The sequence below is a fragment of the Streptomyces sp. NBC_01474 genome, from assembly GCF_035918215.1.
Lineage (GTDB): Bacteria > Actinomycetota > Actinomycetes > Streptomycetales > Streptomycetaceae > Streptomyces > Streptomyces aureus.
In genome coordinates this window covers 9,448,270-9,470,442 of sequence record NZ_CP109449.1, presented here as the reverse complement: position 1 = coordinate 9,470,442, position 22,173 = coordinate 9,448,270, and the positions used below count along the sequence as shown (strand labels likewise).

Sequence of the window (22,173 nt, the reverse complement as noted above, 5' to 3'; positions counted from 1 at the left end):
GTGATCGGGCCGGACCGAGAGCTCGCGCCCGAGGCGCCGCCAGCCCGGACAGGCGGCCGCGACCGGTACTTCGACACGCTTCGTGCCCTCGCACTTGTTCGCGTCGTGGCCTACCACACGTTCGGCTGGATGTGGGCGGGCCTCGTCTTCCCCTCCATGGGCGTCATGTTCGCGCTCGCCGGGTCGCTGATGGCCAAGTCCCTTGAAAGACCCGCCGTTTCGGTGATCAAAAGCCGGATACGGCGGCTGCTGCCGCCCTTCTGGCTCTGGGGAATGTTCGTCGTCCTCGCGATGCTGCTCCACGGCTGGATGCCGGGGTGGCAGCTCGTGTACTGGCTGGTCCCCCTCGGCGACCCGCCGGGTAACAGCTGGGGCATGCAGGCCTGGGAGATCCTCTGGTACCTGCGGGCCTACCTGTGGTTCGTGCTCCTGTCGCCGCTGCTCCTGAAGGTGTTCCGGCTGGCGCCACTGGCGGTGCTTCTCGCGTCCCTCGCGCCGATCGTGGTGCTCCAGTTCGTGTGGCAGGCGCCGGACAACCGGTTCGGCAGCTGTCTCCTCGACTTCGCCACGTTCCTGTTCTGCTGGCTCGTCGGCATCGCGCACCGTGAGGGCGTCCTGGCCCGGCTGCGTCCGGGACCCGTCGTCGTACTGTCTCTCGCGGCCCTGGCCTACGGCGCCTGGTTCGCCCTCACCCACCAGGCGGAGTACGGGAGTTACGACCTGGACGACATCCCGCTGGCGCAGGCCTTCTGGTCGGCCGGGTTCGTGACACTGCTGATGTACTCGAAGGCGTTCTTCAAGGTCGACTTCGCGTGGCTGGCCCGCTTCGAACGGCTCGACCGGATCGTGTCGGTCTTCAACGCGCGGGCGATGACGATCTATCTCTGGCACGAGATCGCACTGATCCTCGCGGTGCCGCTGATCGACCAGTTCTGGAACGTGCCCGCGTTCGCGCAGTACCTGCCGCTGGAGAGCCAGTGGTTCATGTTCGGTGTCGGCTGGGTGCTGATCGCCCTGGCGATCCCGCTGGTGGGGTGGATGGAGGACGTCGCGGCGAAGCGACGGCCTCGGCTGCTGCCGTGAGGGGCAGGCCTGCCTCCACGAAGCCCTGAATCCTCGGTTCGTGGTTCCGGCCCCCGGGCGCCATGCCGCCCGGGGGCCTGTTGCGGTACGGGTGACCGGCTGAATGAACCGCAGGCCGGTGCTGCGCCGTTGCTGTCGGTCAGTCGCCGATGCGCAGCAGCAGCTTGCCCGTTGACGTACGTGAGCCGACGAGTCGGTGAGCGCCGACGGCGTCCGCGAGCGGGAACTCCGCCGTGACGGGGAGCTTCACCGTGCCGTCGGCGACCGTGCGCAAGGCGCGCTCGGTCAGCGTGCGCACCACCTGGGGGGCGGTCTGCGCGAGCGCCAGAATGGAGAAGCCTGCGACAGTGCGGCCCTGCGCGTACAGATCGGGCTGCCCTACCTGCCACGGCTGCTGCCCGCCGGCATTGCCGAAGGACACCAGGCGCCCAAAGACCGCCAGAGCGTCGAGACCGCGGCGCAGCGTGTCGCCGCCCACCGGGTCGAGGATCAGGTCGACGCCCCTGCCACCGGTGGCACTTCGGACGTCCTCGTCGAAGGTCTCGGTCGGAAAGACCTGGTCGTAGCCGTGCTGGAGGGCGTACTCGGCCTTGGCACCGGTGGACGCCACGCCGTACACCGCGCCGGCGCCGGCCGCCCGGGCCAGTTGCCCGGCCACCGTGCCGATGCCTCCCGCCGCGCTGTGCACCAGGACACTCTCTCCCGCCCGAAGACGCCCCACCTCGTGGATCAGGCCGTACGCGGTCGGCAGCACCGTGGGCAGCGTGGCCGCGGTACGCAGGTCCAGCCCGCCGGGCAGCGGGAAGACGGCCGCGGCCTCGGCGAGCACGACCTCGGCGTAGCCACCCCCGTCGACGAGCGCGGCGACCTCCTGCCCGATGGTCAGCCCTTCGACGCCCTCGCCGACCGCCCGGACCCGGCCGGACACTTCCAGGCCGGGGCGGTAGGGCAGCGAGGCCACCCGGTACCCCTCCGCGCGCGCCTTGATGTCCGCGAAGTTCACCCCCGCCCACGCGGCGTCGATGCTCACCTGGCCCGGCCCCGGCTCGGGTTCACCGGCCTGTACGAGTCGCAGCACTTCGGGGCCGCCGTACTCCTGGAACTCGACCGCGCGCATAAGTGAACCTGCCCTCCGTGAGTGTTCAACGAGAAGCGAACACTCGGACTGTATGATGGACATCGAACACTTGGCAAACGGACGCACGGGGCGCCGGAGAGGAATCGGGATGGCGGCAAGGTCAGAGCGTGCGAGTGCGGGGTACCGTCCGGCACCCGTGCACACGCATCCCGACGACGTTCCACTCCTCACCGCCCTGTCCGCGCTGGCGGATCCCGTACGCATCCAGCTGATCCGCGATCTTGCCGGTCACCCTGACTGGACGCTCAGCTGCAGCAACTTCGACGTGCCGGTCGGCCGGGCCGCCAAGAGCCATCATTTCTCCGTCCTGCGAGACGCCGGCCTGGTCGAGCAGCGCGATCAGGGGCCCAAGCGGCTCAACCGGCTACGCCGGGAGGAGTTCGACGACCGCTTCCCCGGACTCCTCGACCTCGCTCTTCGCGCCGACTCCGTCACCTGAGCCGGGAGAGCAGCCGACGCCATCGCTCGCCGCCACCGTGTTGGCCCGGCCGTCATACGCGACCAGACACCGGGCGTCCGCGTACGGCAAGCCGGCCGCCATCACATGCCGGCGCTCGTCAGTGAACAGCGATCCGTCGAACGAAGCCCGCTGTACGGCCGTCCGCACGTGCGCCTGCTCCGGCCCGATCACCTCGATCCGCACGCCGGGGTCCCCCACCGTCTCGGTGAGGTCGCGGCGCAGCGGCGTCCACGGCTCGGCGGTCTTCCAGCCGTCCTCGACCAGCAGATCTTGGACCAGCGCGCCGACACCCCGCACCCGGATTCCGGCCGGCTCCGACCACTCCGCAGCCTGAGCGCCTCGTCCCCCGGTGACACAATCTCGACCGCCGCTGCCGACTGACCCGGCTCGGCCTGCAGGGACAGCGGCGTTCCACCTGTTGGGCATCGCCGCTCAAGCCCAGCGCCGCGCGGCCCAATTGCCGTAGTGTCGATCTGGATCAACGCTGATGAGGCGCCCGTCGACTCATCCCAGCGCCACGCATCGCCGCCAAGTGGGCCGCATGGCACTGCGTACTGCTTCGGCCCTTCCCACTTGACCAGACACAACGTAACCGTGCCGTCCGATTCCTCCCCCACCAAGTCCGCTCCCCCGCCAGAGGAAGATGATGACCACCGTTTCGCCCTCAGCCGTTCCCTCCCATCTGGACGACGTCCTCGACGCGGTCCGACGTCGCAGCGCAGGCGAAGTCGTGTTTCAACAGGCCGTCGAGGAAGTCCTGCACACGCTCGGCCCGGTTCTCGACCGGCATCCCGAGTACGCCGACGCACGCATTCTCGAGCGCCTCTGCGAACCCGAACGGCAGATCATGTTCCGGGTTCCCTGGGTCGACGACCGCGGCCGGATTCAGGTCAACCGCGGCTACCGCGTGGAATTCTCCAGCGCCCTCGGCCCCTACAAGGGCGGCCTGCGCTTCCACCCGACCGTCGATCTGTCGGTCATCAAGTTCCTCGGCTTCGAGCAGATCTTCAAGAACGCGCTCACCGGCCAGGGCATCGGGGCGGGCAAGGGCGGCGCGGACTTCGACCCCGCAGGCCGCAGCGACGCCGAAGTCATGCGCTTCTGCCAGTCGTTCATCACCGAGCTCTACCGGCACCTGGGCGAGCACACGGATGTGCCGGCCGGTGACATCGGCGTGGGTGGCCGCGAGATCGGCTACATGTTCGGCCAGTACAAGCGGATCGTGAACCGCCACGAGGCGGGGGTGCTGACCGGGAAGGGCGTCGGATGGGGCGGCTCGCAGGGCCGGACCGAAGCGACCGGGTACGGCACCGTGTTCTTCGCCCGGGACATGCTCGCCACCCGCGGCCAGGACCTGACAGGCCGCACCGTCGTGGTGTCCGGTTCGGGCAATGTCGCGATCTACGCGATCGAGCAGGCCCACCGCCTCGGCGCGAAGGTCGTCGCCTGCTCGGACTCCGCCGGCCATGTCGTGGATCCTGACGGCATCGACGTCGCCCTCCTGCGTGAGATCAAGGAGGTGCGACGGGAGCGGCTGAGCGCCTACGCCGCCGAGCGGCCGTCCGCCGAACACCACGCATTCGGATCGGTCTACGACGTGCCCTGCGACGTGGTGCTTCCCTGCGCCACCCAGAACGAGTTGGGCGAGGACCACGCCGCCGCGCTGATCCGGAACGGGGTGCTGGCCGTCGCGGAGGGCGCCAACATGCCCTGCACCCCTGGTGCGGTGGCCCGCTTCCGCGAGGCGGGTGTGCTGTTCGGCCCCGGCAAGGCCGCGAACGCGGGCGGCGTCGCTACCTCGGCCCTGGAGATGAGCCAGAACGCCGCGCGGGCGACGTGGAGCCGGGACCAGGTTACGGACCGGCTGGAGAGCATCATGAGCGACATCCACGCCCACAGTCGCGCAACCGCCGACGCGTACACCGGTGACCCGGACGACTACGTCGCCGGAGCGGCCATCGCGGGATTCATCCGCGTCGCCGACGCGATGCTCGCCCAGGGCATCGTCTGATCCGTACGACCACCGGACACGTCGCCGTCTCCGTGTGAGACGGCGACGTGCGGGGAACGGCGACCGGCTGCCGCACGAGGCGTGCTGCCGTCGCGCTTCGCCGACTACTGAGCAAGTGCTCCCCTGGCGCGCCGAGTCGACGATGAACACTTGGTGCCGAGGGCGTCGGCGAGGAACGCGACGGCCTGCGTGATGGCGGCCTCGGCGGCATGGGTGGCGCGCAGCGCGTTGAGCATCACGAAGTCGTGGATGATGCCCTGGTGGCGGACGGCCGTGACCGGCACTCCGGCCTCGCGGAGCTTGTTCGCGTACGCCTCGCCCTCGTCGCGCAGCACGTCCGCTTGGCCGGTGATGACGAGGGCCGGCGGCAGGCCGCGGAGCTGGTCGACGGTGGCGCGCAGCGGCGACGCGGTGATCTCGGCCCGCTGGGCGGCGTCGGCGGTGTACTGGTCCCAGAACCACTGCATGGCGTCGCGCCGCAGGAAGTAGCCCTCCGCGAACCGGTGGTAGGAGGCGGTGTCGAAGTTCGCGTCGGTGACCGGGTAGAACAGCACCTGCCCGAGCAGTTGGACGCCCCCGCGCTCCTTGGCCATCAGCGTCAGCGCGGCGGACATGTTGCCACCCACGCTGTCACCGGCCACCGCGATGCGGGTGGCGTCCAGGCCCTTGCCCGCGCCATCGGTGGCCACCCAGTGGGCGACCGCGTAGTTCTGCTCGATCGCGACCGGGTAGCGGGCCTCGGGCGAGAGGTCGTACTCGGGGAAGACCACGGCGGCGTTCGCGCCGACGGCGAGTTCGCGGACGAGGCGGTCGTGCGTGTGGGCGTTGCCGAAGACCCAGCCCGCGCCGTGGATGTAGAGGATGACGGGCAGGGTGCCGGTGGCACCGACGGGCTTGACGATCCGGACGCGTACGGAACCGGTGGGGCCGCCGGGGACGGTGATCCACTCGTCGTCGACCGCGGGCTTGGCGATCTCGCCGGACTGGACCTCGTCGACCGTCTTACGGCCCTCCTCGGGGCCAAGGTCGAAGAGGAACAGCGGCTTCGCGGTCGCGGCCGCGAACTCCGCGGCGGCCTGCTCCAGCACTGGCGCGGTAGGGATGTACTCGGAGATGGCGAACTCCTCCGCTGCAAGGAGTCCGGCGGGCCCCGCCTGACAAGAAGGCTATGCCGCGATGACCGGGGATCACGGCAACGGCCCGCTGGCATCCCTGGAGTTCTCCCTTGCTACGCGCGGTCAGGAGGGCCCGGCGTGGTGGTCCAGCAAGCGGTTGAGCAAATCCACGAACTCGTCGCGTTCGGCCGGATTCAGCGGCGCGAGCAGTTCGTCGTGGAGTGCGTCCAGGACCTTGTCGAGGCGGCGCAGTTGACGGCGGCCTTCGGCGGAGATCGTGATGATGTTGCGGCGCTGATCTTCGGGATCCGGCGCCCGCTCGACGAGGTCACGCTCGGCCAGTTCGTTGAGCACGCCGACCATGTCGCTGCGGTAGATGCCGGTGCGCCCGCTCAGCGCCGCCTGGCTGCCCGGCCCGAAATCCTGGAGTGACGCGAGCACGGCGTAATGCCATTTGCGGGCGTCAGCCTGGGCCAGACCGTCGTTGATCAACCGGTCCGACCGCACAGTCAGCTGCGACAACAACCGGCTCGCCCGCCGACGTAGCCGGTCGGGCGTCCTGGGCGCGCCGACGTCGGGCAGGTCTGCGGCATCAGCTCTGATCATGTGGCCAATTCTACCCGTTGCGTTAGTTCGACTAACGATGTACGTTCACTCGCGCCGACACCGTTAGTGTCACTAACGTTAATTGCGAACTCCAGGAAGGAAGATCCGCTATTCCCACCGAGACACTGCAGATTCCCACCCCTGACGGCCAGGCCGACGCCTTCGCCGCCTTCCCCGACGACGGCGAGCGGCACCCGGGGGTGCTGCTGTACCCAGACGCCTTCGGCCTGCGGCCCGAGATGGAGGACAAGGCCCGCGAACTGGCCGGTCACGGCTACTACGCGCTCGTCCCCAACCTCTACCACCGGCACGGCGCGGCACCGGTGGTAGAACTTCCCGAGCACATCAGTGAAGAGGTCCGGCCCGAGGTCATAGGCCGGCTGATGCCCCTCCTCGAGGCACACACCACCGAACATGCCGAGCGCGACGCCGACACCTACCTCAGGTTCCTCACCGCCCGGTCCGAGGTCAGCGCCGGACCGGTTGCCGTGGTCGGCTACTGCATCGGCACCCTCTTTGCGCTGCGTACCGCAGCGGCACACCCCGACCAGGTGGCCGCCGTCGCCGGATTCCACCCTGGCTTCGTGGTCACCGACACACCGGACAGCCCGCACCGCCTCGTCCCCAAGCTCAGCGCCGAGGTCCATCTCGGCCTCGCCGACGACTTGCCTCCGGAGGCCATCAGCGAGCTCAACGAGGCCCTGGACGCCGCAGGTTTGGGCCACACCGCCGAGATCTACCCCGGCACCGTCCACGGCTTCACCATGTCCGACACCGACGCTTTCAGCGCCTCCGGACTGAAGCGCCACTGGGACTGCCTGCTCTCCCTCCTCGACCGCGCACTGGCCAACAGCTGAGGGCCACCCCCGTAAAGCCGCTCGGGACGGCTCCTTGCGGTGGGGCCGCCCCAAGTGCAGCTCGAGTTCGCTCCCCATGCCCCCTCCTCCGGCCTCGGACGCCGAGGCTTCGCAGGGCCTTTGTCATGCACGACCTGGGCGGACCACCTCGGTCACGGGCTTTCCCAGCCGTGTCGACGTCGATGGCCCGCGCGAGAGCGCCCCGGTGGCGGATCCACATGCAGTGGGCGTACTCACTCAACGCGGGCGTGTTCCGTACGAGTTCGTGACGAAGGAGCCGAACCGGGGGGCGCCGGAGTTCCCGTCAGCGGGTCCCGCGCGGCGGTCACACGCTGTGAGACACGATCTTTGAGGGCGGGAACGGGACCTGCCGGACCGCCGTGCAGGGTGGTCATGGGACTCCTCGATGGAGAGCGGACGCGGGACAGTCCGAGTACGACGCGTCGGACAGTTACGAGAGGCTGGGCAGGGAACTCAGCGGCGGGCCCGACCGGTGCCCACGATCGAGGCTCGACGGAAATCCGTCTGCCACACGTCGATCACCTCGCCTCCCTTGTCGGTGACGAAGTAGTCGGGCCAGCGGTCGAAGGCGGAGCAGGGGTGTGAGATTCCGACGTCGACGAGGTCGGCGACCTCGAGGCCGGATACTCCGGTGAGGACGGCGTGGTGGTCGTACAGGCTGCGGACGTGCCCTGAGATGTCGCGCCTGGGAGATCCGCCGGGACTGTGGGCACAGAGAAGTACTGGCAGGTCGGCGTCGTAGGGGAGGTCACGTTTTCCGGCTCCGACGACAGCCGTCCCGGCCTCGGGAACGGACAGTACGACGGCTCGGATCGACAGGGCCGGAACGAGCTGCGGTATGGGACTCACCCGTTGATAGGCGCCGTGATCGTGGGTCACGTAGCAACCGGACCGAAGGAGCCGCACGGTGCCGGGGACGGCGCTCGCGGTCGGCAGGAACTCGACAACTCGATCAGGGAAAGCCGACCCTCCCATCGAGTACACAGGGGTGTCGGTCTCGAAGAGATCGGCGACGTCGAGATAGACATCGCGCACCCGGCGGCAGTGCGCGTCGACCGCTGCGATCGTGTCGTCGCTCCGGGTGTTGGGGGCGACGCCTTCGTATCCGGCGACTCCGGCCAGACTGAGGCCCGGCGCCTGGCTGACCAGCCTCGCCAGCTGTCGTGCGTCCTCGGGATTGCGGATCCCTGTCCGACCACCGGGCGTTCCGACGTCGAGAAGAACCTTGAGAGCCGGTCCGCGCCCGGTGAAGATCTGCTCCGCCGCGATGACGCCTTCCGGCGAGTCGACGAAGCATCGGATTTCTCTGGCCGGATCCTCCTCCAGCAAGGACTTCAGACGCCGAAGCCCGAAACGGTCGACGACCTGGTTCGCGATGAGTACCGCGCCGTGACCCCAGCTCAAGATCGTCTGCGCTTGGTCCACCGTCGCGACCGTGACACCTGAGGCACCCGCGGCGAGCTGTCGCTCGATGACGGGTGCGGACATCGTTGTTTTGACATGGGGGGCGAGTTCCACATCTCGGGATCTGCACCAGGCGGCCATGACGCGAATGTTGTGATCGACGGCGTCGGCGTCGAGGCGCAATTGAGGGTATGCGGCTGAGATCACGAGAATTCCTTGAGATCGATTCGCAGTCCAGCGTGCGGCCAGGACTCGACGAAAACTGCCGGGGTTCGGTCACATCGAAACTCCGACGGCAATTCTCATGAACATCACCTGGAAATGCATCGTCATTCCGTACCAGTTTCACCCCGCGGCCTTGTTCAGAAGTGCGAACCGGCTCGGGATAGGGTGAGAGTGCGGCGCATGCCCGTTTCCTCACTCACCGACCTAGCTGAACGGTTTCGACGATGAATGGCCACGGAGCTCGGCTCGACAGCATCCTGAGCCACCTGGGCGGCACGCTGCTGGAGGAAGTGGCAGGGCGCATCGATCCGGCAGTCGTCGTCACCGACGTCGTCATCGATGAGCGCCACGGGGACGAACCGCTTCGGCCCGGAGCCGTGCTGCTGTGCGCCGGCGCCGATGCGGGAGACATTCCGACGCTGATCGAGCGAGGAGTCGCGGGCGGGGCCGCCGCCGTGGTCCTGCGTGGACCGCTCGACCTCGATGGAGGAGCCCGCACCGCTGTCGAGAACAGCGGGCTCGCCGTGCTCGCCCTGACGCGTGGGGCGAGCTGGGCACAACTCGTGGTGCTCCTCAGGTCGTTGCTGTCCAGCAGCATCGTCGGCGGGGCCGGCGAGGAACTGCTCGCGGGGTTTCCCGCAGGGGATTCATTCGCCCTGGCCAACGCGATCGGTGCACTTCTCGACGCGCCGATCACCATCGAGGACCGGGACTCGCAGGTGTTGGCGTTCTCGGGCCGCCAGAACGAAGCCGATGAAACCCGCATCCAGACAGTCCTAGGTCGCGTCGTGCCCCAACATGCTCGACATGCCCAGGAGCGTGCCGGAGTGTTCAAACGCCTCTATGCCGGCGAGAAGCCGATATTCGTCGATACACCGCTCATCGAAGGAGTGGCCGGGCTGCCACGCGTAGCAATGGCCGTGCGTGCCGGTGATCAGGTGCTGGGTTCGATCTGGGTGGCGGTGCCGAGCCCTCTCAATCCCGAGAAAGAGCAAATACTCGTTGACGCGGCGAAAGTCGTGGCGCTTCATCTGCTCCGTCGTCGGGTGGGTGTCGATGTGGATCGGCAGGTTCGCGCGGATCTCATCGCCACCGCTCTCGCTGAAGGCCCCGCAGCGCCGGAAGCGATCGAGCGTCTTCGACTGGCGCGCCGACCGGTCACCGTGATGGCCATGGCCGTTTCCGAGATGACCGCCACCTCCGCTGCGGGCACACCGACAAGCCGCCAGCTGCTGGAACGAACTGCCGACGCACTCTCGTTCCATCTCTCGGTCGTGACCCCGGGATCCGTGGCAGCCCTGGTCGGCGACGTGTGCTACGCGATTGTCCCGAGTTCCGCACCGGACGCCGACTCCGACGATCTGCCCGAGAAGGCGCTGTCGACTGCGCGGGACTTCCTGCATCGGGCCCCGGACGGGCTGACAGGTGTGGTTCTCGGCATCGGCCGCGCCGTCGATTCGGCCAGCCCCGCCGACCTGGCCCGGTCCCGACACGACGCCGACCGGACACTGCGAGTGCTCCGCCAACGACCCGGACGTCGTGTCGCCCGGTACTCCGAAGTCCAGGTCGACGCACTGCTGCTGGAAATCGGGGATCTGCTGCACAACGAGGGCGGCCTTCTCGACGGACCGATCCAGCATCTGCGCACCTACGACCAAGACAACGGCACCACCCTGGTCGACACGCTGACCGCTTGGCTGGACAGTCTCGGCAACGTTCTGGGCGCCTCCGCCTCGCTCGATGTGCATCCGAATACCTTCCGATACCGGCTGCGGCGGGCTGCGGAGATCGCCGGGATGGACCTGAACGACCCCGAGAAGCGCTTCGCCGCGATGCTCGAACTCCGCATCATGCGAGCGACCTCTCCATGAGCTCACATCCCAGGCCGAACGCGCGGGCCCGCTGGACCAGTTGATCGTTCACCTGGTCGAGCGGGCCCTTCCACATCGCAGCCGGAGACGCCAGCCGCGAACCGGTCAGGACACCTTCGGGGCCGCCCGCACCCCGTAGTGCACGTACGGCTCGCCGGTGGGCAGCGTGTAGAACGTGACCGGGGTCCAGGTCCGGGATTCAGGCGCGCGGAAGACGAACAGGCTGTCGGAGACCGGTACCAGGTCGTACTCCTGCGTCGGATCCGGCTCGAGTTCGGCCAGTGGACCGGTGAGGGTCTGGCGCAGGCGCAGCCTTGTCCCGGTCAGGAGAACCTCGGCGCGCACCCCGGCCCGCTCGTACACACCGGCGTGCCGCCGCGCGTCCACGGCGGGAGGTTCGGCGGCCGGCTCGAGCGGGCGCGACATGGCCACCCCGGCCAGCTCCGCGAAGATCTCCCGGTACAGCCCCTCGTACAGGTCGCGTGGACTGCCGCCGTTGGTGAGCAGCACCACCGCGAGTCCTTGCTCGGGGAGCAGCCTCAGGAACGCCGCCTGGCCGATCGTGCCGCCGTCGTGGCCGATGACCTGGTGCCCGTCCCAGTCGAAACGTATCCAGCCCAGGCCCCAGGAGTCGCCGATGCTGTGCGGATCGGGCAGATCGGTCTGCCTGTCAGCCATCGCGTCCACCGACGTCCGCGAGAGCAGGCGCTCGCCGTTCGGTGCCAGCCCGCCGGTCAGGTGCAGCCGGGCGAACGCCACGACGTCCGCGGTCGCCGCGCCGATCAGACCGGCGGGACCGACCGAGCGCGGCAGCCCCCAGACCGGCGCGGACGTCGGCTCGCCGCCGCCGGGCGAGAGGTGGCCGACCGCCGCGCGGAACAGCAGCGCTTCCTCTGGGAGCGTGATCGTGTGGCTCAGGCCGAGCGGGGTGAACAGCCGCTCGCGCATCGCGACGTCCCAGGTCTTGCCGGTCAGTTTCTCGATGACCCGGCCCGCGAGGACGAATCCCGAGTTGCAGTAGGAGAAGGTCGCCGCGAGCGGGTGGTTCTGTCCGACACCCGCGAGCTGGTCGACGTAGCGCTCCAGGCAGTCGTCGCCACGGCCGGTGTCGGTGAACACGTCGCCGTCTATGCCGCTGGTGTGGGTCAGCAGATGGCGCATGGTCACCTGCCTCGCCACGTCCGGATCGACCAGTCGCAGCTCGGGCAGGATGTCCGTGATCGGCGCGTCGAGGTCGAGCGCTCCCTCGTCGACCAGTTGCATCACGACGGTCGTCGTCCACACCTTGGTGATCGAGCCGATCTGGAACAGCGAGTCGTCGGTGACTTCGACGCCGGTATTGGCACTCAGGACGCCGTGGCTCGCCTGCACCACCTCGTCGGCGCCGTCCGGGCCGATGCGCAGGATGCCGAGCGCCGCTCCGGGTACGCGGTGTGCGCGCGCCAGTTCGCTCAGCCGCCGCCGCCAGTGCGCGGCGTCGATGGGCACCCGCGCCGCGCTCCCCTTGGGCCTTGCGTGCCGCTCCACCCAGTCGACGACGCGTCGGTTGAAGTCCGCACGGTGCGACGGCCTGCCGTCGAGGATGAACAGGTGCGAGCTGCCGGGGTACAGCACCAGCCGGGCCGGGACGCCCCGCTCGCGCAGCGCGGTGAACCACTGTTCCGCCTGCCCCACGGGACAGCGCACGTCATCGGCACCTTGCACGATGAGCGTCGGTACCTGGACCTGGTCGACGTGGGTGAGTGGCGACTGATTCGTGTACGGCTGTTCCTCGCCCCACGGGGTGCCGCCCAGTTCGCGCACGCTCATGTAGTGGCCTGCGTCCGAGGTGCCCGCCATGCTGGTCAGGTCGCTGACCACCCCGCCCGCGACCGCAGCCGCGAACCGGTTGTCGCGGCTCGTCAGGTAGCAGGTCATGAAGCCGCCGTAGCTGTAGCCGGACACGGCCAGCCGGTCGGCGTCGGCGACCCCCTCGGCGACGAGGTGATCCAGTGGTTCGAGGAAGTCAGGCGCGTCCGCCTGTCCCCACGCGCCGAGCGCCGCGGTGAGGAACTTCTCGCCGTAGCCGTCGCTGCCACGTGGGTTGAGCAGCAGCACCGCCCAGCCGCGCGCGGCGAGCACTTGGTGGTAGAGGTGGGTGGTGTCGGCCGTGCCGTTCCAGGCGTTGTGCGGGCCGCCGTGGATGTCCAGCAGTAGAGGCGAAGGGCCGGTGCGGGCCGGGTCACGTACCAGCCAGCCATGGACCACGGTGCCGTCGGAGATCGTGAACTCCCGCTCCTCACGGGCGAACAGCTCGGCGTCGGCGACGCTCTCGCCGTGGTGTGTGCGCGCCTCGACCGTCCCGTCGGCGAGGTCGACCGTCGTGATCTCGCCGAACGAGGACGGCGTGGCGAGGAGGATCGCCACGGTGTCCCCCGCGACGGCCAGGTCGCCGACGGTGTTCCCCGCGCCCCCGACGACCGGTCGCGGCGCGCTGCCGTCGAGACCGGCCGAGTAGAGGTGGGTGCAGCCGCGCTCTCGCACGCAGAACAGCACACGGCCGTCCGCTGTCGGGCGCGGCGCCGCGCCGGGATAGCCGGGGCCGCCCGGCATCACGTTCCGGTCGAGGGCGGCCGTCAGGTCGACGGTGTCACCTCCGTCCAGCGGCACCACCAGCAATTTGGTGTGCCCGATCTCGGTGTCCCCCCGCCCGACGACCAGCAGCGCCCGACCGTCAGGGGTCCAGGTGACCGTGGCTGCCGTGCCGTCGCCGGAGCCCGTCAGCTGCGGCTCGGCGGCGCGCTCGGTCAGGTCGAGGACGTAGGCGGCGGACCGCAGCGTGAGGTCGGCGTCGGGCTCCGGTGCGCCGGGGAACGCCAGCCGGGTGCCGTCGGGCGACCAGGCGGGATCCCCCGCGTTCCAGTCCCCCGACGTGACCTGCCGGATCTCCCGCGTGCCCACATCGAGGACGTGCACGTGCTTGCGCACGGTCCGCAGCAGGCCCGTGCCGTCGGCCTTGAAGTCCAGCCGGTCCGCGACGACCGGGACATGTGCCCGGCGCGCGCGGGCGGTGGCGTCCTCGCCGTCCGCCGCGGCGAGGTCGACCGGCGCCGCGAAGGCGACCTTGTTGCCGTCCGGGCTCCAGACTGGTGCGCCGGCGCCCAGCGGGAGTTCTGTCACCTGCTCGGCCTCGCCCCCGGCGGTGGGCAGGAACCACAGTTGCGGGGCCGAATCCCGGGCACGCAGGAACGCGATACGCGTGCCGTCGGGCGACCATGTCGGTGCTGTGTCGGTCGTGCCCCGGGTGAGCTGCCGCGCCTCGCCGCCCGCGGCGGCGACCTGCCAGAGCGCCCGCACGTCCCGGTCGCCGTCACGGTCGGCGGCGCGCAGCACGTACACGATCCGGCTTCCGTCCGGCGAAACGCTCGGCTGCTCGGGGACTGTCAACTCGTACAGATCATCAATGCCAAGGCGTCGGGTCATCGCAGGAGGCCTCCTCGTGGGATTGCGGGCTGTTCGCTGACGCTCGGGGAGAAGTGGCAGGCCGCTCGGTGCCGGCGGGTCACCGCGTCGTCGGCCGGGTCGGAGCTGAGGCAGAGGGTGCGCTCGGTGTGCGTGAGCGGGCCGATCGGGCAGCGGGGGTGGTAGCGGCAGCCGGTGGGCGGGTGGTGCGGGTCCGGCGGGTCCGTGTCGCCGATGCCGTCGCCGTCACCGGGGCCGTCGAGCAGGCTGGTGCGGGCGGACGGGGCGGCGGCGAGCAGGTCGCGTGTGTAGGGGTGTTGCGGGTCGTTGAGGACTTGCTGGGCGGGGCCCATCTCCACGATGCGGCCGAGATACATCACGGCGATCAGGTCGCTGAGATAGCGCACCACGGCCAGGTTGTGCGAGATGAAGAGCATCGACAGGTCCAGTCGTCGCTGCAGTGTGCGGACCAGGTTGAGCACGGCGCCCTGGACCGACACGTCGAGCGCGGACGTGATCTCGTCGGCGATCAGTACCTGCGGCTTCCCGGCCAACGCGCGGGCGAGCGCGACACGTTGCCGCTGCCCGCCGGACAGGTGCTTCGGCAGCATCCCCGCCCGGTCCGGGTCGAGGTTGACCAGTTCGAGCAGTCTCGCCACCTCGGCCCGTCTGCCCGCCGCCCCGGCGTGCGCACCGCGCGGCAGGGCCTCGGTGATCGACTCACCGATGCTCATCCGCGGGTCCAGCGAGGAGTACGGGTCCTGGAACACCATCTGCAGCGGACGCCTTCGCGGCAGGCTCTTCACATCCACGCCGCCGAGCAGGACGCGGCCCGCGGCGACCGGTACAAGGCCCACCGCGGCCCGTGCCAGCGTCGACTTGCCCGATCCCGACTCCCCGACCAGCCCGACCACCTGTCCCTTGGCCACGCTCAGGCTGACCTGGTCCACCGCGGTCAGGCCGCCGCGCCGTGCGCCGTAGCGCACGCTCACCTCGTCAAACACCAGCGCGCTCATTCGGCACCTCCGTAGGCGGTTTCCCGGTCGGACTCCGGCGCGACGGCGCCGTTCGGGTGCCAGCAGGCGACCCGGTGTGCCCGGTCGACCCGCTCCAGGACCGGGTCCTCGCTCCGGCACCGGTCCGTCGCCACCGGGCAGCGGGCGGCGAACGCGCACCCCTCGGGCATCTGGTCCGGCTCGGGCGGGCGGCCGGGGATCACGGCCAGCGGCTCGTCGCGGTCGGTGTCCAGTTCCAGCGTCGCGGCCAGCAACGCCCGGGTGTAGGGATGTCTCGGTACGGACGTGAGGTCGGCGGTGGGAAGGTCCTCGACGACCCGCCCCGCGTACATGACGAGCATCCGGTCGCAGGTCTGCGCGACGACCGCGATGTCGTGGCTGATCAGGAGGATCGCCGCGTTCTCGGTCTCCCTCGTCCGCGCGAGCAGCCGCAGCACCTGGCGCTGCACGGTGACGTCCAGCGCCGTCGTCGGCTCGTCGGCGATGATCAGCTTCGGCTCGCCCATCAGACCCATGCCGATCATCGCGCGTTGCCGCATCCCGCCGGAGAACTCGTGCGGGTACTGCCGGGCACGTCGTTCCGCGGCGGGAATGCGCACCTCGCGCAACCGGTCCACGGCTCTGGCGAAGGCTTCGCGCCTGTTGAGTCCGTGGTGCTGCTCCGACGCCTCCGCCAGCTGGCGGCCGATCCGCCGGGTCGGGTTGAACGAGCTCATCGGATCCTGGAAGACCATCGCCAGCGACGTGCCGAGCAACTCGCGCAACTCTCGCTCCGAGGCTGTCCGAAGCGGAGTCCCCGCGAACTCCAGCCGGTCCGCGGTCACCACACCCGGCGTCTCGATCAGCCGGGAAACCGCCAGTCCGGTCAGGCTCTTGCCCGACCCGGACTCCCCCACCACACCGATCGCCTCGCCGCCGCGCACGGTGAAACTCACCCCGCGCACCGGGACCGTCCACCCGTCCGGACGCGGGAACGCCACCTGCAGGTTCTCCACCGACAGCACCAGTTCCACGCCGGGTTCCTCGGCCGCGGCGGGACGGGCGGGCGGCGCCGGCCGGGCCGGGGTCCGCGCGGTCGGGGTGCGCACGCCGACCACCGCGGCGACGGTCTCCCCCACCAGGTTGAACGCGAGACCGGCGAGCACCACTGCCGCACCGGGAGCGAGCGCGGCCGCCGGATTCACGTAGATCCCGTCCAGTCCCTCGCCCAGGAGCCGCCCCCAGTCGTATCGGGGTGCCTGGACGCCGATGCCGAGGAAGGAGAGCGAGGCGAACGCGAGCAGTGCCCCGCCCGCGCTGATGGTGGCGTTCACCATCAGCGGCTCGCCGATGTTGGGCAGGACGTGCCGGACGAGCAACCGGAGCCGGCCGACGCCCGCGATCCGCGCCGCCGATACGTAGTCCCGCCCCGCCACCGACGCGGCGAGTGTCTGCGCCAGCCTGGCGAAGCCCGGCGCCGTCGCGAACGCGATCGCAAGGACCGCGCCTCGGGTGCCCACGCCGAAGACGACCGCGAAGAACAACGCAAGAAGCAGCCCCGGGAACGCCACCGCGATGTCCACGGCGGAGGTGATCAGCCTGCCGGCCCGGCGCGGCAGCACCGACGGCAAGGTACCCAGCACGAGACCGACCGTGACGCCGACCGCCGTGGCGATCACCGCAAGCTCGACCGAGAACCGGGTGGCCACGAGCGTGCGGTAGAAGATGTCGCGGCCGAGCGAGTCGGTGCCCAACAGGTGTGCCCCGGAGGGGCCTTGGCCGATCGCGTTCGTGTCGACCGCGGCCGCCTGCTCGCCCCACAGCACCGGTCCCAGGATGGCGAGTGCGGCCAACGCGACCAACAGCGCCAGTGAGCACGCCCCCATCGGGGTGCGCGCGGCCGCCGACCAGGCCGAGCCGCGCCTTCTCCACTGCGATGTCGACGTCATCAGCTCTCCCGGATGGTCGAGCGCGGGTCGAGCAGCGCCAGCAGCACGTCGACCGCCAGGTTCACCAGCAGCACCCCGATGCCGTACACGAGCACGATGCCCTGCACCGTCGGATAGTCCTTCGCGAGAATCGACTGCACGATCGTCGAACCGAGCCCGGGCCAGGCGAAGACGTTCTCCACCAGCACCGTCCCGGCGACCATCGCCGTGAGCATCAGCCCGCCCAGTGTCAGCGTGGCGGTCAGCGCACTCGGCAGTGCGTGCCGGACGTACACGAGCCGGGCGGGCAGCCGTTTCGCCCGGGCGGTGCGGACGAAGTCGTCGCCGAGCACCGACAGCATCTCCACCCGTACGATCCGCGCCAGCACCGCCGTCGCACCGGTCGCCAGCGCCGTCACCGGCAGCACGAACGCGCTCGCGCCGCCGCTCCCGGCGACCGGGAACCAGCCAAGGCGCACGGCGAAGAACGCGACGAGGCCCACCGCGACGAGGAACTCCGGGACAGCGGCGAGGAACACGCTCACCGAGGTGAATCCCAGCTCGACGCCGCGCCGTCTGCCGCCCCTGGTCAGCACCGCGAACAGCACGCCGAGCGGAATCGCCAGGGCGACCACCACCACGAACGCCGGCACGGCCAGCGCGAGCGTCGCGGGCAGACGGTCGCCGATCACTTGCGACACCGGCAGGTTGCTCGTCATGGACGTACCGAAGTCGCCGGTGAACAGGTTGCCGAGGTAGTGGCCGTACTGCACCCACAGTGGGTCGTTCAGGCCGAGCGCCTGGCGCCGGGCCTCGACCAGTTCGGTGGGTGCGGTCATTCCCAGCGCCGCCCGGACCGGGTCTCCCGGGACCAGGTGGATCATCAGGAATGCCGTGGTCATCAGCACCCACAGCGCGACGAGGAATCGCCGCAGCCTGCGCCGTGCGAACGGCAGCCACGGGCCGCCCCGGATTCCGGCACGCAGGGCGGCCGCCACTGCAGCGGTGGCCATCAGCCGTACATCCGTATCGAAGACGGCGTGATGGAACCAGCGCTGACCTCGAACCGCGCTCCAGTGCCGAAGAACGGGACGACCGAGTGGACGTAGGGGACGACGTCGACGCGCTTGATCAGGGACGTCTCGGCCGCGACCCAAGCGCGGCAGCTGTCGTCGCCGACCAGCCCCGCCGCCCGGCGCACCTGAGAGTCGTACCCGGCGTTCTCGACGTGCGCGAAGTTGGTGCCCTGCGGCGGCGCCTTGCCCGACACGAACCGCACTGCCTGGCTCGGCAGTTCGAAGCCGAACGGCGCCATCGAGACATCCCACGCTCCGGTGGTGAACAGCGCCTGGTTGAGCCCGGAGCTGTCGACGCCCTTCAGCTTGACGTCGACTCCGATGCTCTTCCAGGTCTGCTGCGCCAGCTCGGCGGTGGGCGCCATGGTCGGCCCGAGTTGCGTCGCGTAGATCATGGTGAGGGCGAGCCGCTTGCCGTCCTTGACGCGCACGCCACTCGGGCCCACGTGCCAGCCCGCCGCGTCGAGCGCAGTTCTGGCCGCGGCGAGGTCGTGCGCGGGAAGGTTGCCCTTCACGGTGTCGCCCGTACAGGCCCGGGGTTCGGCCGTGACCATCCCCGTGGCCGGTGTGCCGGTGCCGCTGGTGAGCACCTTGCCGAGCTGCGTCAGGTCGAGTGCCTGGACCAGGGCGCGGCGGACGCCTTCGTCCTGGCCGGCCCGGCCGGGAGCCTCGTTGAAGAACAACTCCCCCATCGGGGCCAGGTAGTCGGCGTGGAACAGCTTCTGGGCGGCGAGCCGCTTCTTGTCGGGCCCGACCGTGGCGGCGGCGTTGAGACCACCGGACAGCAGCAGGTTCGCCGAGGTGGTGGCGTTCGGTACCACCCGCACGACCACCTTGTCGGGCAGCCCCGGCTGGTTCGTCTTCCACGCGCCCGGCCCCCACGTGTAGTCCTTGCGCCGGGTGAACGTGTAGTGGTCGTTGGGCACGGCCTCGGTGACGGTGAACATGCCGGTGCCCGCCCCGCCCTTGGCCAGCAGCGAACGGTCCCGCAGGCCGGCGGCGCACACCATCGGCAGCCGGCCCGCGTTGCGCAGCAGAAACGCGTCCGGCGCGCCGCTGGTGAGAGTGACGGTGCGGCTCGCGTTGTCGCCGGTCGCTTTCGTTCCTGGCGCGATGGTCACCCCCGCGAACGGGGACTTGTTCGCCGGGTCGCCCACGAAGTTGATGTTCGCCGCGACGTCCGCTGCGGTCAGCGGCGAGCCGTCGGCACAGGTGATGCCGCGTCGCAGACTGAAGGTGGCTTTCGTCGTCGTGGCCCGCCACTTGTCCGCCAGTCCTGTCACCGGCTTTCCGGCGGAGTCGACGTCGAGCAGCGAGTCGTAGAGGTAGCGGTCGGTCTGGATGGCGACCGAGAGGACCGTCATCTGCGGGTCGAGGCTTCCGGGGTCGGACGCGATCGCCTGCGTGAAGGTCCTGCCGTCCGCCAGTTCCTGGTGTGCAGCCCGCCCCTGCGTGGACTGCGAGACTCCCCCGCACGCGCTCACCGTCAGCGCCAGTGCGCCGAGCAGCACGACCGGGCGCCTCACGACGTCACTCCGTGACGGAGATGGTCCACGGCGAGCCGGGCGGCCCTGCCGATCGAGGCATCGACAGCAGGCCGGCGGTCCTCCAGGGAGTCCGCGCGGGTGAACACCGCGACGGCGTACTGCCTGCCGTCCGGGTAGGTCAGTACACCTGCTTCATTGCGGACCGCGGGAAGCGTGCCCGTCTTGGCCGCCACCTGGACCCCGGTGTCGAGGCCGGACGAGATCCGGTGCGGCCAGATCTGCCGTCCCATGATCGCGCGGACCTTCTCGCACGCTCCGGGATCGGCCGCGCGGTCGGTCCAGATCGCGTCGAGCAGCAGGGTGATCTCCCGCGGCGTGGACGACGTCGTCCTGGCCGGGTCGAGCACCGCCAGCTTCCACAGCTGTTCCGGGGTGGCCGCGGCGAGCGCGGCCTCCACGTCGCTGTCTTCGCCGACACCGAGGTCGGACAGCAACGACGCGAACAGGTCCTCGCAGCAGCCGCGGACACGCGTTCGGGACAGGCCGAGGTCGGTGAGCACCCGGTCCACGGCGTCCTGCCCGACCTGGTGGAACAAGACGTCTGTGGCGGCGTTGTCGCTCATGGTCAGCATGAACAGCGCCAGGTCGCGCCAGCTCATCTCCACGTCGTCGGCGCACCCGGCCGTGCCGATCCCTCCGATGCGGTAGCGCGCGGTGACCCGTGTCCGTTCGGTCTCGTCCAGCCGTCCGGCGGCCACCTCGCGGGCGTAGGCGACCGCGACCGGGATCTTGAACACCGACGCAAGCACCACCGGTGCGTCCGCGCCGACGGCGACCTCGGGGCCGTCGGTCACTCCGACTTCACGGGCGTGCAGGAACCCTTGCGCACCTGCCTCGGCGAAGACCGCGGTGATCTCGTCAGCGACGGCATTCACCGGCTCACCCGCCGATCGGCCCGGCCGGTGTGCAGGAACCGCGCCCGCCCGTTCCCGTCGTCTCCGACGAACGCGTGCACCGTGTGCATGCCGTGCTGCGGCTTCGCCGGGATCAGCTTGTCGCCGTCGTACGCAACCAGTTCGGTCCTTTCCGGGGGACCGCCGTCGAGCTCGGCGAACACCCCCTTCGGGGTCCGCTCGACCCACAGCCGGCCGTCGGCGTCCTCGCTGACCACGGTGTCGCTGACGGACGACGAGTACACCCCCACGAACCTCGCTGTCTCGATGCTCGGGGCTTCGGTGTGCGGCACCGGGGGCGCCGGCATCTCTATGCCGGCGAGCTCGCGCAGCACGCGTCCGACGAGTTCGACGTACAGCGGGAGCGGGTTGCCGCCGTTGGTCAGCAGTGCCACCGCGATGTCGTGTTCGGGAGCCACCCGCAGGAAGGCCGACTGGCCGAGCGTGCCTCCGTCGTGGCCGATCACCGCGCCGCCGGGCCGGTCGAAGAGCGACCAGCCCAGTCCCCAGGCGTCGCCCATCAGACCGAGATCCGGCAGTTCCACCTCGCGGTGCCGCATGGCGAGCGCGCTCTCCGGCGTGAGCACCGGCGTCCCGTCGGGCCCCCTGCCCCCGTCGAGATGCATCCGCGCGAACGTCAGCAGGTCCCGCGGCCGCATCGCCAGCATCGATCCGGCGGGCGCGTTCGACCGGGGCAGTGCCCAGACCTGCGCGGGCTGCGGCTCGGTGCCCCGCTCCGGCGTGAGGTGCCCCGACGCGGCACGGAACCTGACGGCCTCGTACGGGCTGGGGGCGACGTGGGTCAGCCCCAGTGGCGTGCACAGGTGGTCGCGCAGGCAGTCGTCGTACGACTTGTCGCGCAGCACCTCGACGATGCGACCGAGTACACAGAAGGCCGCGTTGTTGTACGAGAACATCTCGCCCGGTGCGAACAGCTGGGGCACGTCGGCGAGGAGGGTGACGAGCTTGTGCACCGCGTCGTCGCCGCGCCCGGTGTCGAGGAAGATGTCGCCCTCGAACCCCGAGGTATGGCACATCAGTTGGCGGACGGTGATCTTCGCGGAGGCCGTCTCGTCCCCGACGGCGAATTCGGGCAGGTACGCCCGGACCGGCGCGTCGATGTCGAGCGCGCCCTCGTCGACGAGCTGCATCGCCAGCGTGGTCGTCCAGACCTTGGTGATCGAACCGATCTGGAAGACGGAATCCACCGTGGCCTCGACGCCGGTGTTCTTGTTCAGCACCCCGGCCGCACAGTCGATCATCTCGCCGTGTGCGTATACGGCGATCGACGCGGCCGGCACCTTGTGTTCGGCCAGCAACTCGGGAAGGCGACTTTCCAACCAGCCAGGGAGTTCATTGAGTTCGGACATGTGCACCTCTTGTCTCGGCGAGGGAGAACGGGTGATTCCGGGAGGGTATGACCTGCGCGCTCATGGCCGATTCGTGAGAATCGACGAGACTTGGCGAAACCTTCATCTCGGCCGACGAAACACCGGGCCGCC

Annotated in this window: 17 protein-coding genes; 5 read left to right on the top strand and 12 right to left on the bottom strand. The window is 69.9% G+C overall.

What is annotated here, in order from left to right; genetic code table 11:
• Positions 1 to 1,083, top strand: a complete 1,083-nt coding sequence (locus OG758_RS43370; protein WP_326714912.1) for an acyltransferase family protein — start codon at positions 1 to 3, stop codon at positions 1,081 to 1,083.
• 139 nt (positions 1,084 to 1,222) lie between these two features.
• Here the strand turns inward: OG758_RS43370 and OG758_RS43365 are convergent, their stop codons facing one another.
• Positions 1,223 to 2,200 (bottom strand): quinone oxidoreductase family protein, encoded by a 978-nt coding sequence (locus OG758_RS43365; RefSeq protein WP_326714911.1) that lies wholly within the window; start codon positions 2,198 to 2,200, stop codon positions 1,223 to 1,225.
• Positions 2,201 to 2,309: 109 nt separating this feature from the next.
• On the opposite strand from OG758_RS43365, the gene OG758_RS43360 reads away from it, so the two are divergent.
• Positions 2,310 to 2,660: an ArsR/SmtB family transcription factor gene (locus tag OG758_RS43360; RefSeq protein ID WP_326714910.1), complete on the top strand. Its 351-nt coding sequence runs from the start codon at positions 2,310 to 2,312 to the stop codon at positions 2,658 to 2,660.
• Here OG758_RS43360 and OG758_RS43355 read toward each other — a convergent pair.
• On the bottom strand, positions 2,586 to 2,978 hold the full coding sequence (locus OG758_RS43355) for a hypothetical protein (RefSeq protein ID WP_382633482.1): 393 nt from the start codon (positions 2,976 to 2,978) through the stop codon (positions 2,586 to 2,588). The two genes, OG758_RS43360 and OG758_RS43355, sit on opposite strands and share 75 nt — an antisense overlap.
• A gap of 346 nt (positions 2,979 to 3,324) precedes the next feature.
• Between OG758_RS43355 and gdhA the strand changes: the two genes are divergently transcribed.
• Positions 3,325 to 4,692, top strand: coding sequence for an NADP-specific glutamate dehydrogenase (gdhA, locus tag OG758_RS43350; RefSeq protein ID WP_382743130.1), 1,368 nt, complete (start codon positions 3,325 to 3,327; stop codon positions 4,690 to 4,692).
• 104 nt (positions 4,693 to 4,796) lie between these two features.
• On the opposite strand, the gene OG758_RS43345 is transcribed toward gdhA, so the two are convergent.
• Together OG758_RS43345 and OG758_RS43340 are read right to left on the bottom strand one after the other, a co-directional pair.
• Positions 4,797 to 5,807 (bottom strand): alpha/beta hydrolase, encoded by a 1,011-nt coding sequence (locus OG758_RS43345; RefSeq protein WP_326716230.1) that lies wholly within the window; start codon positions 5,805 to 5,807, stop codon positions 4,797 to 4,799.
• A 123-nt stretch (positions 5,808 to 5,930) separates the two neighbouring features.
• Positions 5,931 to 6,413: a MarR family winged helix-turn-helix transcriptional regulator gene (locus tag OG758_RS43340; protein WP_326714909.1), complete on the bottom strand. Its 483-nt coding sequence runs from the start codon at positions 6,411 to 6,413 to the stop codon at positions 5,931 to 5,933.
• Positions 6,414 to 6,523: 110 nt separating this feature from the next.
• Here OG758_RS43340 and OG758_RS43335 point away from each other — a divergent pair, with 110 nt between their 5' ends.
• Complete coding sequence (locus tag OG758_RS43335) at positions 6,524 to 7,270, top strand: dienelactone hydrolase family protein (RefSeq protein WP_326716229.1); 747 nt, start codon at positions 6,524 to 6,526, stop codon at positions 7,268 to 7,270.
• Positions 7,271 to 7,744: 474 nt separating this feature from the next.
• On the opposite strand, the gene OG758_RS43330 is transcribed toward OG758_RS43335, so the two are convergent.
• Positions 7,745 to 8,902, bottom strand: a complete 1,158-nt coding sequence (locus OG758_RS43330; RefSeq protein ID WP_326714908.1) for an alanine racemase — start codon at positions 8,900 to 8,902, stop codon at positions 7,745 to 7,747.
• A gap of 242 nt (positions 8,903 to 9,144) precedes the next feature.
• Between OG758_RS43330 and OG758_RS43325 the strand changes: the two genes are divergently transcribed.
• Complete coding sequence (locus OG758_RS43325) at positions 9,145 to 10,791, top strand: PucR family transcriptional regulator (RefSeq protein WP_326714907.1); 1,647 nt, start codon at positions 9,145 to 9,147, stop codon at positions 10,789 to 10,791.
• A 105-nt stretch (positions 10,792 to 10,896) separates the two neighbouring features.
• On the opposite strand, the gene OG758_RS43320 is transcribed toward OG758_RS43325, so the two are convergent.
• The 7 genes from OG758_RS43320 to OG758_RS43290 are packed head-to-tail and all read right to left on the bottom strand — an operon-like array spanning position 10,897 to position 22,041.
• On the bottom strand, positions 10,897 to 14,253 hold the full coding sequence (locus OG758_RS43320; protein ID WP_326714906.1) for a serine hydrolase: 3,357 nt from the start codon (positions 14,251 to 14,253) through the stop codon (positions 10,897 to 10,899).
• Entirely contained in the window at positions 14,250 to 15,248 is a 999-nt protein-coding gene (locus OG758_RS43315) for an ABC transporter ATP-binding protein (RefSeq protein WP_326714905.1), read from the bottom strand. The genes OG758_RS43320 and OG758_RS43315 overlap by 4 nt, the downstream gene beginning before the upstream one ends.
• Positions 15,245 to 17,176, bottom strand: a complete 1,932-nt coding sequence (locus tag OG758_RS43310; protein WP_326714904.1) for a dipeptide/oligopeptide/nickel ABC transporter permease/ATP-binding protein — start codon at positions 17,174 to 17,176, stop codon at positions 15,245 to 15,247. Before OG758_RS43310 ends, OG758_RS43315 begins: the two co-directional genes overlap by 4 nt.
• On the bottom strand, positions 17,176 to 18,168 hold the full coding sequence (locus OG758_RS43305; protein WP_326714903.1) for an ABC transporter permease: 993 nt from the start codon (positions 18,166 to 18,168) through the stop codon (positions 17,176 to 17,178). The genes OG758_RS43310 and OG758_RS43305 overlap by 1 nt, the downstream gene beginning before the upstream one ends.
• Positions 18,168 to 19,757 (bottom strand): ABC transporter substrate-binding protein, encoded by a 1,590-nt coding sequence (locus OG758_RS43300; protein ID WP_326714902.1) that lies wholly within the window; start codon positions 19,755 to 19,757, stop codon positions 18,168 to 18,170. The genes OG758_RS43305 and OG758_RS43300 overlap by 1 nt, the downstream gene beginning before the upstream one ends.
• Complete coding sequence (locus OG758_RS43295; protein ID WP_326714901.1) at positions 19,754 to 20,653, bottom strand: serine hydrolase; 900 nt, start codon at positions 20,651 to 20,653, stop codon at positions 19,754 to 19,756. The genes OG758_RS43300 and OG758_RS43295 overlap by 4 nt, the downstream gene beginning before the upstream one ends.
• Complete coding sequence (locus tag OG758_RS43290; protein ID WP_326714900.1) at positions 20,650 to 22,041, bottom strand: serine hydrolase domain-containing protein; 1,392 nt, start codon at positions 22,039 to 22,041, stop codon at positions 20,650 to 20,652. Before OG758_RS43290 ends, OG758_RS43295 begins: the two co-directional genes overlap by 4 nt.
• Positions 22,042 to 22,173: the final 132 nt, after the last annotated feature.